This is a genomic window from Microbacterium sp. STRO-1N (assembly GCF_057748015.1).
In genome coordinates this window covers 2,775,282-2,789,566 of sequence record NZ_CM173234.1, presented here as the reverse complement: position 1 = coordinate 2,789,566, position 14,285 = coordinate 2,775,282, and the positions used below count along the sequence as shown (strand labels likewise).

Here is a 14,285-nt window from a genome sequence, read left to right as displayed (position 1 = left end):
CGGTGCCTTTCAGGAGTCGTCGGACCGCGCGAACGCGCCGAACGTGTAGACGATGAAGAGGAAGAGGAGGATGAAGATCGCGGCGAGGATCGTGGACCAGAGGCCGCGGGGGATGACGTACAGGACGCCGAGGATGATCAGCGACCAGAAGATCGCCGTCCAGCGGAGGATGATCACTGCTCTGCCCTCCGCTCAGACCCGGCCCACGCGGCTCCGAGACGGTTCCCGGCGAGCACCGAGACGACCGGGCGGCAGAGCATGATCTGGCCGTGTTCGTAGAGCGTCACCTTCGGCTTGCCCTGCCGGGTCTTCGCGACCCGGAACGTGCGGCTCACGAGATCCGCTCCACCCACTCGGGCCCGTCGTTTCTGTCGTCCCCGTGGCCGCACTGCGGGCAGACGAGAGAAACGAACACGGGGTCAGGGCCGTCGATGATCAACGCGCCGACGTGTCGCTCACACTTCGGGCAGTCCGTCTCGAGGATCGCGTGATCGAACTTCGAGGAGTCATGCTCCATCGACTGCTCGACGTGCTCCTTCCAGTCGCGCTCGGGCGGTGCCCACGGGTCGATCTCGGCGGCGATCACGCTGCATCGCCGATGGTCGGGAGTGGCATCTCGGGCTTGTGCAGGATGTGGCTCGACGCCGGCTTCGGCGTGGCCTCGGAGGGCTTGAGGATTGTGAGCATCATTGGTCCTTTCGGTCAGGCGCCGTACGTGCGCGCCGAGATGAACGAGTCCAGATCGGACTCACGGATTCGCTGGTTCTTGCGGGTGTCGCCGAGTTCGACGACCGGGATCTCTCCGCGGTTGATGCGCTCGTAGATCCAGTCGGTGCCGACGGCGAGGCGCTCGGCAGCTTCCGCGACTTTCAGCAGTGCAGTGGCCATGTCGGCACTCCTCTCTGTATGGGTGAGTGACCCCGGCAGGACTCACACCTGCTCACTCCCTCACCGGGGACGCGGGGCCGGGCAGTTTCTCCACGTGCCGGGTGGAAGTAGTTGGTAAGCAGCCGGACTCACGATCCGACCCGCCGCGGGGACATACCCGCGGTCCTCACAACCCGACGCCTATCCCCCCGTTCGGGGCCTCCTGCACGTCTGGACTGCTATCTCTGTTGAGTTCGCCCTGCACCCTCAGCGCGCTTGGTCGGCGGGATGGGTTCGGGATTCAGTTGTGTGTGGCGCCAGAGGGCGCGACGAATACCGCCCCATTCGGGGCGGACGTGTCCGGCGCTTAGGCCGCGGCGGCGATCGCTTCGGTGCGGACGATCTCGAACGCTTCGCCGAGACCGAGCCCGAAGGCGTCACAGAAGCCAGCGATGAAAGCGCCGGACGGCTGCGAGCCGCTCATGATGCGCCGGAGGGTGGTGCGGTCGGTCCCAATCAGTCGGGCGACGGCTTCCTCAGAGTTGAGGCTGCGAGTCTCACGGAGCCGGTCGACGAGACCTTCCTTGAGTCGAATGGCGACTGCCATCTCGCTCCCTTCGGTGGTGTAGCGGAACTGCTTTGTTGTGATGCAAGTCTGCCACAGTAAGGGGGTAAGTCAAGGCGAATTTGCCTCGATGTGTCGAAGTTGCTATACGTATCCGCATCAGATCGTGGCGATACCGCTTGACGTTGTGGCAAAACTGCATCAAACTGGGGACATGGGAGAGAACTTGACGAGCTACTTTCAGCAGGCGACTGGTGAGAGAAGCGTGCGCGCGATCGCACAGGCCATCGGGATCGAACAGACCACGCTGAACCGACAGATCACCGGCAAGAGTGCGCTGCCGGTCGAAACGGCCGTGCTGATCGCACGCGTCTACGACATCGACATGGCGGATGTCTTCACGCGTGCCGGGTTCATCACAGAGGAAGAGGCTCAGCGGCTCGGCGCCCGCGTCGGGCTTGCCGCGTACACAGACCTTGAGCTCGCCCGCGAGATAGTCCGCCGCATCGAAGCCGGCGAAGCAGGGGAAGCGCTGACCGGAGAACTTCCGGTCAATGTCCCCACCTCCGTGGATGATCTTGAAGTCCGCGAACCACGCACCCTCTACGGCCTCGCCGCAGACGAAGGTGAGATGGCAGCGGATCAGCCACACGCCGACTGAGAGGAACCATGCGCGAGCTACTTGCGAAAGCTGCCGAGTACGGCGTGCAGGTCCATGTCTGGGATCTTCCTCCCGGGACGCGGGGCCTGTACGACGACGACGAGAAGCGGATCTACCTGAACCGCCGCCTCACCTACGACGAGCGTCGCTCCACGCTCGCGCACGAGATCGGCCACTGTCATTACCGGCACGACTGCACCAGCCCATCAGGGGAGCGGCAGGCCCGCGCATACGCCGCACGGCTGCTCATCGACCCGGACGAATACGCGCGCCTCGAACGCATCAACCCTGATCAGCACTGGCTCGCCGAAGAATTTTCGGTGACACCGCAGATCATCTTCGACTACGAACATCACTGCCTCACGCGCCTCCGCGGCATCACATACAGCCGCGCGAGGATGGGGCTCGGTCAGTGGGCATACCGCGCGGCCGTCATCTGAGAGAAGGAACCATGGGCAGGGCAGCGAAGGGCGAGGGGAGCATCTTCCCCGTCGAGAAGGGGTACCGCGGGTACATTACCGTCAACGGACGCCGGAAGTACGCGTCCGGGGCGAAGAAGACCGAAGTCGCGCAGAAGCTCCGCGAGATGAAGAACCAGCGCGACACGGGAGTGCTCGCCGTCGGCCGCTCACCGCGCCTTTCCGACTGGATCGCCCACTGGTTGAAGGCCACGCAGGCGGAACACACGATCAAGACGCACGCCGGCTACCAGGAGGCCGTCGACAACTACATGCCGGCATGGCTGGGTGACGTCACGATCGCGAAGCTCACCGCCGAGCATCTCGAAGACGTGTACGCGACCCTGGGGGAGAAGTACGCCGGCTCCACGATCTACCAGCTGCACACAGTCATCCGGGCGTCGCTCTCCCTCGCGGCGAAGCGTGGGAAGGTGCCGACCAACGTCGCAAAGCTCGTCGTCTCCCCGCCGAAGGCTGACCCGGTGCCCGTCCGTCCGTTCTCCGACGCCGACCTGGATCGCATCTACACTGCCATCGCCGGGACCGACATCGAAGCACGTTGGATGCTGGCGCTCGAGCTAGGTCCGCGCCCGGGAGAGAGCATCGCGTTCGAGTGGTCACACATCGACTTCGACGAGGGGTCGATCGCGGTCCGGCAGCAGTTGCAGACTGTCGACGCGAAGCTGCGCCTCGTCCCGTACACGAAGACGGATGCGGGTATGCGAAAGATCCCCATGCCTGGGCATGTCGCCGATGCGCTCCGGAAGCACCGGCAGGCGCAACTCGAGCAGATGGCGAAGGCCAAGACATGGGGAGGATGGCAGGATCCGAGCGAGCCCGCGGAAGCGGTGCATTCGTTCGTGTTCACGTCGTCGCGGAAGCCGGGGTGGCCGATCACCCCGTCGGGTGACTCTCAGCAGTGGCGGAGGATGCTCGCCAGTGCTGGCCTCCCGCACGTGAAGCGGTACACGGCACGGCACACGGCGGCGTCGAGGATGATCGCGGCAGGGATCGATCTGACGGTGATCGCGGAGATACTTGGGCACGCGAATGTCAACGTCCTGATTCGGGTCTACGCGCACGCGTTGGAGGAGCGGAAGAAGGCCGCGGCGAGCCTGCTCGAGTTGGCGTGGTCGCGAAACGCTGCACCCTATCCTGCACCTTATGAGGTCGGTTCTGGCCTGATCCAGCCGGACCCAGCCGGATCGCGATAGGCAACCAAAGCGCATAATTCCGGGGCGGACAGACCCGAACCGGACCAGGCAGACTCCCCGTGTACCCATCTTGTAAACAGGATGTCACGGGTTCGAATCCCGTAGTCGGCTCCGATCCGCCCTTCCCCTGTCGCCGCCGTGCCAGGATGGCTCGCATGGACTACACGCATCTCGGACGCACCGGCACGCAGGTCTCGCGCATCGTCCTCGGGACGATGAACTTCGGTGATCGCACCTCTGAAGAGGAATCCTTCGCGATCATGGATCGCGCTCTCGAGCTCGGGGTGAACTTCTTCGACACGGCCAACGCGTACGGAGGCAGCGGCGGACGCGGGGCGACCGAGGAGATCATCGGACGCTGGTTCAGCGCCCGCCCCGGTGTGCGGGACGACATCGTGCTCGCCACGAAGGTGCATTCCCCGATGGTGGACGGCGACGTCGTCAACGCCCGCGGTTCGTCGGCATGGCAGGTGCGGCGCGAAGCGATCGGCTCGCTGCGCCGTCTGCAGACCGATCGGATCGACCTCTACCAGTTCCACCACATCGACCGCCACATCCCGTGGGATGAGATGTGGCAGGCCATGGAGATCCTCGTCTCGCGGGGCGAGGTCGTCTACACCGGCAGCTCGAACTTCGCCGCCTGGAACATCGCGCAGGCGAACGAGATCGCGAAGCAGCGGCACTTCCTGGGCCTGGTGAGCGAACAGTCGCTCTACAACCTCGCGCATCGCACGATCGAGCTCGAGGTCATCCCCGCCGCCCGCAACTACGGTCTCGGCATCCTCCCGTGGTCGCCGCTCAGCGGCGGGCTCCTCAGCGGCGGATCCTCCGATGCGAACGCCCGATCCAACACAGGTCGCGCCGCCGAGACCCGCGCCAAGCACCGCGATCAGGTCGAGGCCTATGAAGGCTTCGCCCAGGAACGAGGCTGGAAGCCGGCTGCGCTCGGGCTCGCGTGGCTGCTGCACCAGCCGGGCGTCACGGGACCCATCATCGGCCCCCGCACGGTCGCACAGCTGGAGTCCGCCGTCACCGCCCTCGACATCGAGCTCAGCGCTGACGACCTCCGCACGCTGGACGAGATCTTCCCCGGCCCTGGTGGCCAGGCACCGGAGGCCTACGCCTGGTGAGGTGACGCGACGCCGAACACGTTCGGGTCGACCGGCCGCTGCGCGCGCGGGAGCTTCTCGACGACCAGTCGATAGGACTCCGTCACGAGCTCTTCGATGAGTCCTGGTTCGATGGATGCCCCAGGGGTCACCGAGATCCAGTGCTTCTTGTTCATGTGATAGCCCGGCGCGATGTCGGCGAACGTCGCGCACAGCGCCTCGGCATCCTCGGGGTGCGACTTCAAAGTCACCATGGCGCGGCCCGAGTACTGCGTCTGCAGCATGAACACCTTGCCGCGGACCTTGAAGACGTCCCACTCCGGGCCGAACGGATGCTCGAGGCCGGCGCCGGGCAGTTCGTCGGCACGCTCCGTCGCCGCCCGCAACAGCGTCTCGTCATCCATCAGAACAGCTTCTCCTCGGCGCCTTTGTCGTTGCGGCGCGGTGTCGCGACGACGCGTTCGTCCAGGGAAGCTGCGGCCGCGAGCGCCCCGTCGATCACCTCGCGCCCGCCCTCGCCCAGCAGCCAGTCGTGCGCGTAGTCGGTGGGGATCAGCACCGGCATCCGGTCGTGAAGGCCGGCGAGATGCTCGGGAGCCGGACGCATGACGATCGAGAAGCACGTGAACCACTCGCCGTCGGCCGTCCGCCCTCGCTGCGCCACCGCGGCCATCCCGAACAGCGCGCCGCTGTCGAGACCGAACTCGTGCCACACCCGGTCGGGCTTCTGCAGCTCGAACCAGCCGGTCGCCGGCACGATCGCCCGCGACCGCGCCTTCCCCGGTTGATCCTGCAGCCGCTCGGAGCGCGTGTTGATGGAGGGGAACTTCGCCGGCTCGCCGTTCACCAGGAAGCCCCACCACGCGGGCTCCAGTGTCGGCTCGCCGTCGCGCGGCACGACGATCGGATTGAGATTGCGCAGGTTCTTGCCGGTCGGCCGCAGCGTCTCGCCGGCATTGCGCTCGGCCCACTCCCGCAGGCCGTCGAGGATGTCGGCATCCGCTTCGGCCAGCAGTTCGGCATCGGTGAATCGGGGATCGAGTCCATAGCTCGCGCACATGCCGCAAGAGTAGCCTCGACCGCGGACATGGCGTCGTCCGGTAGCGTGGCAGGAGTGCCTCCTACCCGCCGTCTGCCCGCCTTCGCGGCGATCGGCGGCGCGATCTCGATCGGGGCGATGACAGCGGTCCAAGCGCGCATCAACGGCGTTCTCGGGGTCAGCATCGGCAACGGCGTCGTCGCAGGGCTCGTCTCCTTCGGCTCCGGACTTCTGCTGCTCGTCGTCCTGGTCGGAGTCGTGCCCTCAGGGCGTGCCGGGATGGCTCGCCTGTGGCGAGGCATCCGATCCCGCAGCATCCCGCTGTGGATGCTGCTGGGCGGAGCGTGCGGAGCTCTGACCGTGACGACGCAGGGCCTGACCGCCGCCGTGCTCGGGGTGTCCCTCTTCACCGTCGGCGTCGTGGCGGGTCAGACGCTGCACGGTCTGATCCTCGATCGGATCGGCTTCGGGCCGGCCGGTGTCGTCGCCGTGACGATGGGGCGCGTGGCCGGGGGAGCGCTCGCGATGATCGCGGTCGGGATCTCCCTCGGCGGAGACGTGCTCGCCCACGCGCCGCTGTGGATGCTGATCCTGCCGTTCGCGGCCGGTGTGGGCATCGCGTGGCAGCAGGCGGCGAACGGTCGCCTCGCGCAACGGGTGGAGTCACCGGTCATCGCCACCACCGTGAGCTTCATTGCCGGGACCGTGGTGCTCGCGGTCGCCGCAGGGATCAGTCTGGTCGTGAGCGGGGCGACGAATGCGCTGCCCGCCGATCCGTGGATGTACCTCGGCGGCCTGCTCGGCGTGATCTACATCTTCCTCGGGGCGGCGCTCGTCGCGCAGACCGGGGTTCTGCTGCTGGGCCTCGGATCCGTGCTCGGTCAGCTCGTGACGGCCGTGATGATCGACACGATCTGGCCGGCCGAAGCCGGGCCGGCACTCTGGCAGACCGTCGCGATGGTGGCAGTAGCCGTGGCCAGCGTCCTCGTCGCGGTGATCCGACCACGGCGGCGCTGATCGACTGCTACTTCTTCTTCTCCGGCATCCGCGTCAGCAGGGCGCGGGCGTCAACCGGCTTGCGGCGACCCGGCTTCTTCGCGGGTTTGCCACCGACGTAGAGCCAGCCGAGCAGCTCCTCGTTCTTCTTGAGGCCGTGCGCCTTCGCGACCGCCTTCGAGCGCGTGTAGTGACCGGTGCGCCACAGCACGCCCCAGCCCGCCTCGTCGAGCAGCAGGCTCAGCGTGTGCGCGACGCCGGATGCCACGGCCTCCTGCTCCCAGCGCGGCACCTTGTCACTGGTGCGATAGCTCGCCACAACCGCGATCAGCAGGGGAGCGCGCAGTGGTTTCGACGATGGATGCTTGTCGCCCTCGGCCTTCGCGATCGCCTTGCCGAGCACCTCGCGATCCGCACCCCGCAGCTCGATGAGCCGCCAGGGACGCAGGGACGAATGGTCCGCGACCCGCCCGGCCGCAGCGACCAGGGGCAGCAGCTCCGCACGGGTCGGGGCCTGGTCGGTGACCTTCGACCAGGACTGACGTGCACGGACCGCGTCGAGGGCGCTCACGGCTGCGGAGCTTCCGGCGACTCCGGGGCGAAGTTCAGCGCGAGCGAGTTCATGCAGTAGCGGTCGCCGGTCGGTGTGCCGAAGCCATCGGGGAAGACGTGTCCGAGGTGCGAACCGCAGTTCGCGCAGCGCACCTCGGTGCGCACCATTCCGAGGGTGGTGTCCTCGATGAGCTCGACCGCATCCGGACGGATCGACTCGTAGAAGCTGGGCCAGCCGCAGCCGGAATCGAACTTCGTGCCGCTCTTGAACAGCTCCGCATCGCACGCGCCGCAGGTGTACAGCCCTGCGCGCTCCTCATCGAGCAGCTCGCCCGTCCATGCGCGTTCGGTCGCCGCCTGGCGCAGCACGGCGAACTGCTCGTCACCGAGCTCGGCACGCCACTCGGCATCGGACTTGTTCACGCTGTAGGACATGGGGGCCTCCTGAGTCATCAGGTTCTATTCTCGCGCGTCGGAGCGGCTGTCGGCGCGCGCGGGCTGGGAGAGGCCCTGGAGTGGCTCCCCGGTATCGAGCGAACCGCGGCGTAGGCTTCGGACATGCTCGGAGATCTGACGGACCGCGATCGCGCGATCCTCGCGTTGGAGGTCTCCTGGCCGCGGCACAACGGCGCCAAGGAAGAGGCGATCCGCACCCAGCTCGGGATGAGCCCGGCTCGCTACTACCAGTTGCTGTGGCGTCTCATCGACACTGAGCAGGCGCTCGAGCACGACCCGCTGCTGGTGCGGCGGCTGCGTCGGATCCGGGACTCCCGCGGCGTCCAGCGCAGCGTGCGGATGCAGGGCTTCGTCGGCTGAGCGCCGCCTGTCCGGCATCCTGAACGTCCCTGATGAGGATGCCGAGATGCATGCCCTAGCATCGAGGGGTGTCCAAGCCCGCTCGTGATCGTTTCGACGATGTCCCCCGCACGTCCGGCCGCGTAGGCGCTCATCGTGCGGAGAATCCAGGCAGCAACGGCTGGATGGTCCTGCTGTGGTCCGTCGTCGCCGCCCTCGTCCTGCTCGTCGTCGGGATCTTCGTCGCGCTTGTCGTCATGGGGCGCATCGCCCTGTTTCCCACGGCCCAGGAGACCGTCGCACCGGCGCCCGAGGAGACCGGCATCGTCGACACCTCCTATTCGGTCATGATCCTCAACGCCACGCCGGACGACGTCCTGGACGATCAGATGCGCGACGAGTTGATCAATGCGGGATACAACGCCGAACTGGTGTTCGCCGTCGATGGTGCATCGGACGATTTCGAGGACACCACCGTCTACTACGTGGAGGATGCCGACGCGGATGCCGCGGCCGGCCTCGCCGACCTCATCGGCGGCGCGATCGTGGAGCAGAGCGACTACTACGCCGCGATGAACGACACCGGCCAGGCGCAGCTGACGATCGTGATCGGACTCGACCGCACGGGTGAAGCACCGGCCGAGTAGGTCCGGCATCGGGCCGCGACAGCCATCGCCGGCTACTGTTTCTCTCTGCGCGTACGCGGCTTGCACTCGATGGGGTCGAGTGCCAGAATGGGCGTTAGCACTCGATCGCTCTGAGTGCTAAACCGAACGTATTACGTCCAGGAGGGACGACAAAACTCATGGCAAAGATCATCGCTTTCGATGAGGAGGCCCGCCGCGGTCTCGAGCGCGGCCTGAACATCCTCGCCGACGCTGTCAAGGTGACCCTCGGCCCGCGCGGTCGCAACGTCGTGCTCGAGAAGAAGTGGGGCGCACCCACGATCACGAACGACGGCGTCTCGATCGCCAAGGAGATCGAGCTGGACGACCCGTACGAGAAGATCGGTGCGGAGCTCGTCAAGGAGGTCGCCAAGAAGACCGACGACGTCGCGGGTGATGGAACCACCACCGCGACCGTTCTCGCTCAGGCTCTGGTCCGCGAAGGCCTGCGCAACGTCGCAGCCGGCGCCGACCCGATCTCGCTGAAGAAGGGCATCGAGAAGGCTGTCACGGCCATCACCGAAGAGCTCCTCTCCAGCGCCAAGGAGATCGAGTCCAAGGAAGAGATCGCGGCCACGGCCTCCATCTCCGCCGCTGACGCCTCGATCGGCGAGCTGATCGCCGAGGCGATCGACAAGGTCGGCAAGGAGGGTGTCGTCACCGTCGAGGAGTCGCAGACCTTCGGCACCGAGCTTGAGCTCACCGAGGGCATGCGCTTCGACAAGGGCTACATCAACCCCTACTTCGTCACGGACCCCGACCGCCAGGAGGCGGTGTTCGAGGAGCCCTACATCCTCATCGCCAACTCGAAGATCTCCAACATCAAGGACCTGCTCCCGGTCGTCGACAAGGTGATCCAGGATGGCAAGGAGCTCGTCATCATCGCCGAGGACGTCGAGGGCGAGGCGCTCGCGACTCTCGTGCTCAACAAGATCCGCGGCATCTTCAAGTCGGCTGCCGTCAAGGCTCCCGGCTTCGGCGACCGTCGCAAGGCGCAGCTGCAGGACATCGCGATCCTCACCGGTGGTCAGGTCATCACCGAAGAGGTCGGTCTGAAGCTCGAGAACACGACGCTCGACCTGCTCGGCCGTGCACGCAAGGTCATCATCACCAAGGATGAGACCACGATCATCGAGGGCGCCGGCGAGGCTGACGCGATCGAGGGTCGCGTGACCCAGATCCGTCGCGAGATCGACAACACCGACAGCGACTACGACCGTGAGAAGCTCCAGGAGCGCCTCGCGAAGCTCGCCGGTGGCGTCGCCGTCATCAAGGCCGGAGCCGCGACCGAGGTCGAGCTCAAGGAGCGCAAGCACCGCATCGAGGACGCCGTCCGCAACGCCAAGGCGGCTGTGGAAGAGGGCATCGTCCCCGGCGGTGGCGTCGCGCTCATCCAGGCGGGAACGAAGGCTCTCGACGCTCTCGAGCTTGACGGCGACGAGGCGACCGGTGCGAACATCGTTCGCGTCGCGATCTCGGCTCCGCTCAAGCAGATCGCGCTGAACGCCGGTCTCGAGCCCGGCGTCGTCGCGGCGAAGGTCGCGGAACTGCCGATCGGTCAGGGCCTCAACGCGGCCACGGGCGAGTACGTCGACATGTTCGCAGCGGGCATCATCGACCCGGCCAAGGTGACGCGTTCGGCTCTGCAGAACGCGGCGTCGATCGCCGGTCTGTTCCTCACCACCGAGGCCGTCGTCGCCGACAAGCCCGAGAAGAACCCGGCTCCGGCCGGCGACCCCACGGGTGGCATGGACTTCTGAGTCCAGACGTTCTGCACAGAAACGCCCCGGCCTCGGCCGGGGCGTTTCTGCGTTCCGCAGCGGGGGATCAGCGGAACAGGCTCGCCGAATACGCGTCGACGTCTTCGTAGTTGCGGGAGACGCTGCCGAGCGCGACGCTGATCGACGCGAGCACCTGCTCCACGTGCAGCTGCGCGGCACGCCACTGCTCGCCGCACGTCTGGAACGCGGCTGATGCGTTGCCGGTCCACGACGACTGCAGCTGGGTGAGCTGCGCGGAGAGCGCGGTGGACTCGGCCTGCAGGCGCTCGACCGTACCGCGGGTGGCTGCGGTGGCGGCGTTGACTGCTTCGGTGTCGACACTGAAGACGGACATGGGGACTCCTCTCGTTGCCCGGCGTCGGCCGCCGGGAGCTCTGAGACTAGGCGGGTGCCCCGTATCCGCGTCCGGTCGGAACAGCGATCTCCACGGCATCCGTGGAGAGTCCGCGCCGCAGACGAGTCCGTGCAGAGCGAGTGGGTGGTCAGAGTTCGAGCGGTTCGATCGGCTGGGTGTCCTGGAGCAGATGCTCGGGGATCGCACGGGCAGGAGCAAGCGGGAGCGTGACCGTGAACGTCGCTCCGCCACCAGGAGTCTCGGACACGGACACGGAGCCGTGCAGGGCCTCGACGATCGAGGCGACGATCGCCAGTCCCAGCCCCGATCCGCCGGTCTCGCGCGCCCGCGAGGTGTCGGCGCGCCAGAAACGCTGGAAGATCTGCTCGCGGATCTGCTCGGGCACGCCTTCGCCATGATCGGCGATCGAGATCGTTCCGACCCCGGCGACACGATCGGCGCCGACGATGATCTCGATGGGGGAGTCCTCGCTGGAGAAGCGCCGGGCGTTGCCGAGCAGGTTCGCCACGACCTGGCGCACCTTGTTCTCCTCGCCCAGCACGATCGGCGGCGTGCTCACCGGATTGTCGATGACCTCGCTGAAGTCGATCTCGGGGACGGGTTCGGACTGCGAGGATCGCGGACGTCGGCGCAACCGGGCCAGTGTCGCACCGGCGCGGCCGCGCGGACCCTGCGCCGGGCGATGCTGCTCGATCGGCACTGTGGCAGTCGGGGGCTTGAGCGGGGGCTGGTCGGCGGTGGTGTCGATGACGGCGATCGTGCGGCCCGGGGCGGCGGCGCGCACATCCAGCGCGGCATCCCTGGCGATCGGGCGCAGGTCGAGGGGGGCGATCTCGGGTTCGCGTTCCTCATCGAGGCGGGCCAATGCGAGGAGATCCTCGACGAGCACGCCCATTCGGATCGCCTCCTTCTCGATGCGCTCCATCGCCCTGGCCGTGTCCTCCTCGCCGCGGATGGCGCCCATGCGGTAGAGCTCGGCGTATCCGCGCACGCTCACCAGCGGCGTGCGCAGCTCGTGGCTCGCGTCGCCGATGAACCGCCGCATGTGCTGCACTGTCCGGTCGCGCTCGGCGATCGAACGGTCGAGGCGATCGAGCATCGTATTGATCGCGAGGTTGAGGCGGCCCACCTCCGTCGTCGGCTCGAGGTCGGTCATGCGCTGGCCGAAGTCGCCTGACGCGATCGCCATGGCGGTCGTCTCGACGTGGCCGAGGCGGCGGAACGTCAGCGTGACCAGCCCGCGGGTGAGCAGGGCCGCGATGAGAATCGTGAACAGGGCGACCGTCGTGTAGACGCCCAGGTAGAGCCCGATGATGCGGTCCACCTCTTCGAGCGGCAGAGCCACGTACTGCACGTAGACGGTGCCGTCCGGTCCCGGTTTCGTGCTCACCGCCCCGTGGAAAGGGGTCTTGCCGTCGACGCCTGTCAACGTGAGCGGAATGGTCTCTTCGTCCGCCTTGGCCTCGGCGAGCGGATAGGTCTCCGGAAAAGCCGGGGTCACCGCATCCTGCGGTCCGCCGGCCTGCGCGATGAACGTGCCGCCCGCGTCGTAGAACGCCACGAAGGCCTCGCTGCGGACCGCATCCTCCCGTGGCGTGAGCACGAGTCCACCGTCGCCGTTGGACGAGACGGTGAAGAACCGATCCGCCATGTCAGTGGTCGACAACGGCTGCAGCTGCGCGTTGATGTTGCCGATCAGTGCTGCCCGCATGATCGGAACGGTGCCGATGCCGGCGACGAGCAGCCCGAGCGCGAGCACGGCGACAGTGACGCCGGTGACCTTGGCGCGCAGGCTGATGCGCCGCCACCAGCTGGTGACCGCGTCGGGCTTGTGCGCCATACGGTCCCTCCTGCGAACGGCGTGCGACGGCTGCGGGTCAGGCGGACTTGCCGCCGACCTTCAGCATGTATCCGAAGCCGCGCTTGGTCTGGATGAGGGATTCCTCGGTATGCGGGTCGATCTTGCGGCGGAGGTACGAGATGTAACTCTCCACGATTCCGGCATCCCCGTTGAAGTCGTACTCCCAGACGTGATCGAGGATCTGCGCTTTCGACAGTACGCGATTGGGGTTGAGCATGAGGTAGCGCAGCAGCTTGAACTCGGTCGGGCTGAGCTCGATCGGCACCTTGCCGACATACACGTCGTGCGTGTCCTGGTCCATTGACAGCTCGCCGGCGCGGATGATCGACTCCTCGTCGGCCTGCATCGTGCGGCGCAGGATGGCCTGTGCGCGGGCGACGATCTCGTCGAGGGCGAACGGCTTGGTGACGTAGTCGTCGCCGCCGGCGTTGAGTCCCTCGATCTTGTCCTGGGTGTCGTCCTTGGCGGTGAGGAAGAGGATCGGAGCCGTGAACCCGGCGCCGCGCAACCGCTTGGTGACGCTGAACCCGTTCATGTCCGGAAGCATGACGTCGAGGATGATGAGGTCGGGCTCCTCCTCGAGGACCGCCGAGATCGTGGCGGCTCCGTTCCCGACGGTCTTCACCTGGAAACCGGCGAAGCTCAGACCCGTGGACAGCAGGTCACGGATGTTCGGCTCGTCATCGACGACCAGGATGCGCGCATCAGTCATGCCCCCATTATGGTGACTTCATCGATGCAGTTGCTGATTATCTGTCGGAGCGGCGGTTTCAGGCGGCCGGTCCGTGCACCGCGGTCGCGACGGCCAGGGCGACGGATGCCGCGATCGGTGCGTCAGGGTCGACAGTTATCCGATGCAGCAGAAGGCCATCGCAGGTGGCCATCAGCATCGGCGCGCGCGCCGCGGCTTTCGGTCCGCCGATTTCGCGGAGGAGCGAACGCGTCCACTCCTCGAAGATGCGCCGTTGCCGACGGAGGGGCAGGACCGCGTCATCATCCACGGCTTCGAGGAACAGGGCGTAGCGGGCGCGCGTACGCGCGGCTCTCGGGCCGGATTCGATCTCGGCAACGCGGACGAGCATCTCGGTGAGCGCCTGCTCCGAGTCGATCGCCGCAGGGATTCCGCCTTCTGCCCGCTCGCTCTCGGCGATCCAGTCGATCACTCCCGCCAGCAGCGCGGCCCGAGTCCGGAAGTGGTTCGAGGTCGAGCCGAGGGGGAGTGACGCTGCGGCATCCACTCGTGCGTGCGTGAGAGCGCGTATCCCCTCCGTGCCGATGAGGTTGACGGCGGCGTCCAGGGCTCGGCGTCGGGTGCTGCTCATGGCGCAATACTACAACCCTAGTGACAATGAACTATGAACGTAGTA

The 14,285-nt window shown here is 66.8% G+C and carries 21 protein-coding genes; 8 read left to right on the top strand and 13 right to left on the bottom strand.

Annotated elements, in window-relative coordinates; translation table 11 throughout:
* Window positions 1-9 precede the first annotated feature (9 nt).
* The 5 genes from AC3ANJ_RS13590 to AC3ANJ_RS13570 all read right to left on the bottom strand — a co-directional run bounded on the left by AC3ANJ_RS13590 (window position 10) and on the right by AC3ANJ_RS13570 (window position 1,474).
* Window positions 10-177, bottom strand: a complete 168-nt coding sequence (locus AC3ANJ_RS13590; protein ID WP_488316758.1) for a hypothetical protein — start codon at window positions 175-177, stop codon at window positions 10-12.
* Entirely contained in the window at window positions 174-335 is a 162-nt protein-coding gene (locus tag AC3ANJ_RS13585; RefSeq protein ID WP_488316757.1) for a hypothetical protein, read from the bottom strand. Before AC3ANJ_RS13585 ends, AC3ANJ_RS13590 begins: the two co-directional genes overlap by 4 nt.
* Window positions 332-586, bottom strand: coding sequence for a hypothetical protein (locus AC3ANJ_RS13580; protein WP_488316756.1), 255 nt, complete (start codon window positions 584-586; stop codon window positions 332-334). Before AC3ANJ_RS13580 ends, AC3ANJ_RS13585 begins: the two co-directional genes overlap by 4 nt.
* A 116-nt stretch (window positions 587-702) precedes the next feature.
* Entirely contained in the window at window positions 703-888 is a 186-nt protein-coding gene (locus AC3ANJ_RS13575; protein ID WP_488316755.1) for a helix-turn-helix domain-containing protein, read from the bottom strand.
* A 346-nt stretch (window positions 889-1,234) separates the two neighbouring features.
* The gene (locus tag AC3ANJ_RS13570) at window positions 1,235-1,474 is read right to left on the bottom strand and encodes a helix-turn-helix domain-containing protein (RefSeq protein ID WP_488316754.1); all 240 of its coding nucleotides are present in this window, start codon (window positions 1,472-1,474) and stop codon (window positions 1,235-1,237) included.
* 172 nt (window positions 1,475-1,646) lie between these two features.
* On the opposite strand from AC3ANJ_RS13570, the gene AC3ANJ_RS13565 reads away from it, so the two are divergent.
* The 4 genes from AC3ANJ_RS13565 (at window position 1,647) to AC3ANJ_RS13550 (ending at window position 4,895) form a co-directional block, all read left to right on the top strand.
* Window positions 1,647-2,093: a helix-turn-helix domain-containing protein gene (locus AC3ANJ_RS13565; RefSeq protein ID WP_488316753.1), complete on the top strand. Its 447-nt coding sequence runs from the start codon at window positions 1,647-1,649 to the stop codon at window positions 2,091-2,093.
* Between the two features lie 8 nt (window positions 2,094-2,101).
* Window positions 2,102-2,533 (top strand): ImmA/IrrE family metallo-endopeptidase, encoded by a 432-nt coding sequence (locus tag AC3ANJ_RS13560; protein WP_488316752.1) that lies wholly within the window; start codon window positions 2,102-2,104, stop codon window positions 2,531-2,533.
* A gap of 11 nt (window positions 2,534-2,544) precedes the next feature.
* Window positions 2,545-3,765, top strand: coding sequence for a tyrosine-type recombinase/integrase (locus AC3ANJ_RS13555; protein ID WP_488316751.1), 1,221 nt, complete (start codon window positions 2,545-2,547; stop codon window positions 3,763-3,765).
* Between the two features lie 155 nt (window positions 3,766-3,920).
* Window positions 3,921-4,895, top strand: a complete 975-nt coding sequence (locus AC3ANJ_RS13550) for an aldo/keto reductase (RefSeq protein WP_488316750.1) — start codon at window positions 3,921-3,923, stop codon at window positions 4,893-4,895.
* Here AC3ANJ_RS13550 and AC3ANJ_RS13545 read toward each other — a convergent pair.
* Together AC3ANJ_RS13545 and AC3ANJ_RS13540 are read right to left on the bottom strand one after the other, a co-directional pair.
* Window positions 4,883-5,278, bottom strand: a complete 396-nt coding sequence (locus AC3ANJ_RS13545) for an MmcQ/YjbR family DNA-binding protein (protein ID WP_488316749.1) — start codon at window positions 5,276-5,278, stop codon at window positions 4,883-4,885. The genes AC3ANJ_RS13550 and AC3ANJ_RS13545 overlap by 13 nt on opposite strands.
* Complete coding sequence (locus AC3ANJ_RS13540; protein ID WP_488316748.1) at window positions 5,278-5,934, bottom strand: SOS response-associated peptidase family protein; 657 nt, start codon at window positions 5,932-5,934, stop codon at window positions 5,278-5,280. The genes AC3ANJ_RS13545 and AC3ANJ_RS13540 overlap by 1 nt, the downstream gene beginning before the upstream one ends.
* A 27-nt stretch (window positions 5,935-5,961) precedes the next feature.
* Between AC3ANJ_RS13540 and AC3ANJ_RS13535 the strand changes: the two genes are divergently transcribed.
* Entirely contained in the window at window positions 5,962-6,930 is a 969-nt protein-coding gene (locus AC3ANJ_RS13535; RefSeq protein WP_488316747.1) for a DMT family transporter, read from the top strand.
* A 7-nt stretch (window positions 6,931-6,937) separates the two neighbouring features.
* On the opposite strand, the gene AC3ANJ_RS13530 is transcribed toward AC3ANJ_RS13535, so the two are convergent.
* Window positions 6,938-7,480 (bottom strand): nitroreductase family protein, encoded by a 543-nt coding sequence (locus tag AC3ANJ_RS13530; protein ID WP_488316746.1) that lies wholly within the window; start codon window positions 7,478-7,480, stop codon window positions 6,938-6,940.
* Window positions 7,477-7,896: a peptide-methionine (R)-S-oxide reductase MsrB gene (gene msrB / locus AC3ANJ_RS13525; RefSeq protein ID WP_488316745.1), complete on the bottom strand. Its 420-nt coding sequence runs from the start codon at window positions 7,894-7,896 to the stop codon at window positions 7,477-7,479. The genes AC3ANJ_RS13530 and msrB overlap by 4 nt, the downstream gene beginning before the upstream one ends.
* A 123-nt stretch (window positions 7,897-8,019) precedes the next feature.
* Between msrB and AC3ANJ_RS13520 the strand changes: the two genes are divergently transcribed.
* The 3 genes from AC3ANJ_RS13520 to groL all read left to right on the top strand — a co-directional run bounded on the left by AC3ANJ_RS13520 (window position 8,020) and on the right by groL (window position 10,681).
* Window positions 8,020-8,277: a DUF3263 domain-containing protein gene (locus AC3ANJ_RS13520; RefSeq protein ID WP_488316744.1), complete on the top strand. Its 258-nt coding sequence runs from the start codon at window positions 8,020-8,022 to the stop codon at window positions 8,275-8,277.
* Window positions 8,278-8,345: 68 nt separating this feature from the next.
* A complete protein-coding gene (locus AC3ANJ_RS13515) occupies window positions 8,346-8,903 on the top strand; it encodes a LytR C-terminal domain-containing protein (RefSeq protein WP_488316743.1) in 558 nt (185 codons plus the stop codon).
* Between the two features lie 158 nt (window positions 8,904-9,061).
* Window positions 9,062-10,681: a chaperonin GroEL gene (gene groL, locus AC3ANJ_RS13510; protein WP_488316742.1), complete on the top strand. Its 1,620-nt coding sequence runs from the start codon at window positions 9,062-9,064 to the stop codon at window positions 10,679-10,681.
* A 67-nt stretch (window positions 10,682-10,748) separates the two neighbouring features.
* On the opposite strand, the gene AC3ANJ_RS13505 is transcribed toward groL, so the two are convergent.
* The 4 genes from AC3ANJ_RS13505 to AC3ANJ_RS13490 all read right to left on the bottom strand — a co-directional run bounded on the left by AC3ANJ_RS13505 (window position 10,749) and on the right by AC3ANJ_RS13490 (window position 14,240).
* Window positions 10,749-11,036 carry a WXG100 family type VII secretion target gene (locus AC3ANJ_RS13505; RefSeq protein ID WP_488316741.1) on the bottom strand — a complete coding sequence of 96 codons (288 nt, stop codon included), beginning with the start codon at window positions 11,034-11,036 and terminating at the stop codon, window positions 10,749-10,751.
* A gap of 148 nt (window positions 11,037-11,184) precedes the next feature.
* Window positions 11,185-12,897, bottom strand: coding sequence for a sensor histidine kinase (locus AC3ANJ_RS13500; RefSeq protein ID WP_488316740.1), 1,713 nt, complete (start codon window positions 12,895-12,897; stop codon window positions 11,185-11,187).
* A gap of 37 nt (window positions 12,898-12,934) precedes the next feature.
* Window positions 12,935-13,630, bottom strand: coding sequence for a response regulator transcription factor (locus AC3ANJ_RS13495; RefSeq protein ID WP_120229555.1), 696 nt, complete (start codon window positions 13,628-13,630; stop codon window positions 12,935-12,937).
* 58 nt (window positions 13,631-13,688) lie between these two features.
* Window positions 13,689-14,240 (bottom strand): TetR/AcrR family transcriptional regulator, encoded by a 552-nt coding sequence (locus AC3ANJ_RS13490; RefSeq protein ID WP_488316739.1) that lies wholly within the window; start codon window positions 14,238-14,240, stop codon window positions 13,689-13,691.
* Window positions 14,241-14,285: the final 45 nt, after the last annotated feature.

Excerpts from the sequence above, each read along its gene's own strand:
- AC3ANJ_RS13575 (WP_488316755.1), bottom strand. The coding sequence starts at position 888 with ATGGCCACTGCACTGCTGAAAGTCGCGGAAGCTGCCGAGCGCCTCGCC.
- AC3ANJ_RS13570 (WP_488316754.1), bottom strand. The coding sequence starts at position 1,474 with ATGGCAGTCGCCATTCGACTCAAGGAAGGTCTCGTCGACCGGCTCCGT.
- AC3ANJ_RS13565 (WP_488316753.1), top strand. The coding sequence starts at position 1,647 with ATGGGAGAGAACTTGACGAGCTACTTTCAGCAGGCGACTGGTGAGAGA.
- AC3ANJ_RS13560 (WP_488316752.1), top strand. The coding sequence starts at position 2,102 with ATGCGCGAGCTACTTGCGAAAGCTGCCGAGTACGGCGTGCAGGTCCAT.
- AC3ANJ_RS13555 (WP_488316751.1), top strand. The coding sequence starts at position 2,545 with ATGGGCAGGGCAGCGAAGGGCGAGGGGAGCATCTTCCCCGTCGAGAAG.
- AC3ANJ_RS13550 (WP_488316750.1), top strand. The coding sequence starts at position 3,921 with ATGGACTACACGCATCTCGGACGCACCGGCACGCAGGTCTCGCGCATC.
- AC3ANJ_RS13545 (WP_488316749.1), bottom strand. The coding sequence starts at position 5,278 with ATGGATGACGAGACGCTGTTGCGGGCGGCGACGGAGCGTGCCGACGAA.
- AC3ANJ_RS13540 (WP_488316748.1), bottom strand. The coding sequence starts at position 5,934 with ATGTGCGCGAGCTATGGACTCGATCCCCGATTCACCGATGCCGAACTG.
- AC3ANJ_RS13535 (WP_488316747.1), top strand. The coding sequence starts at position 5,962 with ATGGCGTCGTCCGGTAGCGTGGCAGGAGTGCCTCCTACCCGCCGTCTG.
- msrB (WP_488316745.1), bottom strand. The coding sequence starts at position 7,896 with ATGTCCTACAGCGTGAACAAGTCCGATGCCGAGTGGCGTGCCGAGCTC.
- AC3ANJ_RS13520 (WP_488316744.1), top strand. The coding sequence starts at position 8,020 with ATGCTCGGAGATCTGACGGACCGCGATCGCGCGATCCTCGCGTTGGAG.
- groL (WP_488316742.1), top strand. The coding sequence starts at position 9,062 with ATGGCAAAGATCATCGCTTTCGATGAGGAGGCCCGCCGCGGTCTCGAG.
- AC3ANJ_RS13505 (WP_488316741.1), bottom strand. The coding sequence starts at position 11,036 with ATGTCCGTCTTCAGTGTCGACACCGAAGCAGTCAACGCCGCCACCGCA.
- AC3ANJ_RS13500 (WP_488316740.1), bottom strand. The coding sequence starts at position 12,897 with ATGGCGCACAAGCCCGACGCGGTCACCAGCTGGTGGCGGCGCATCAGC.
- AC3ANJ_RS13495 (WP_120229555.1), bottom strand. The coding sequence starts at position 13,630 with ATGACTGATGCGCGCATCCTGGTCGTCGATGACGAGCCGAACATCCGT.
- AC3ANJ_RS13490 (WP_488316739.1), bottom strand. The coding sequence starts at position 14,240 with ATGAGCAGCACCCGACGCCGAGCCCTGGACGCCGCCGTCAACCTCATC.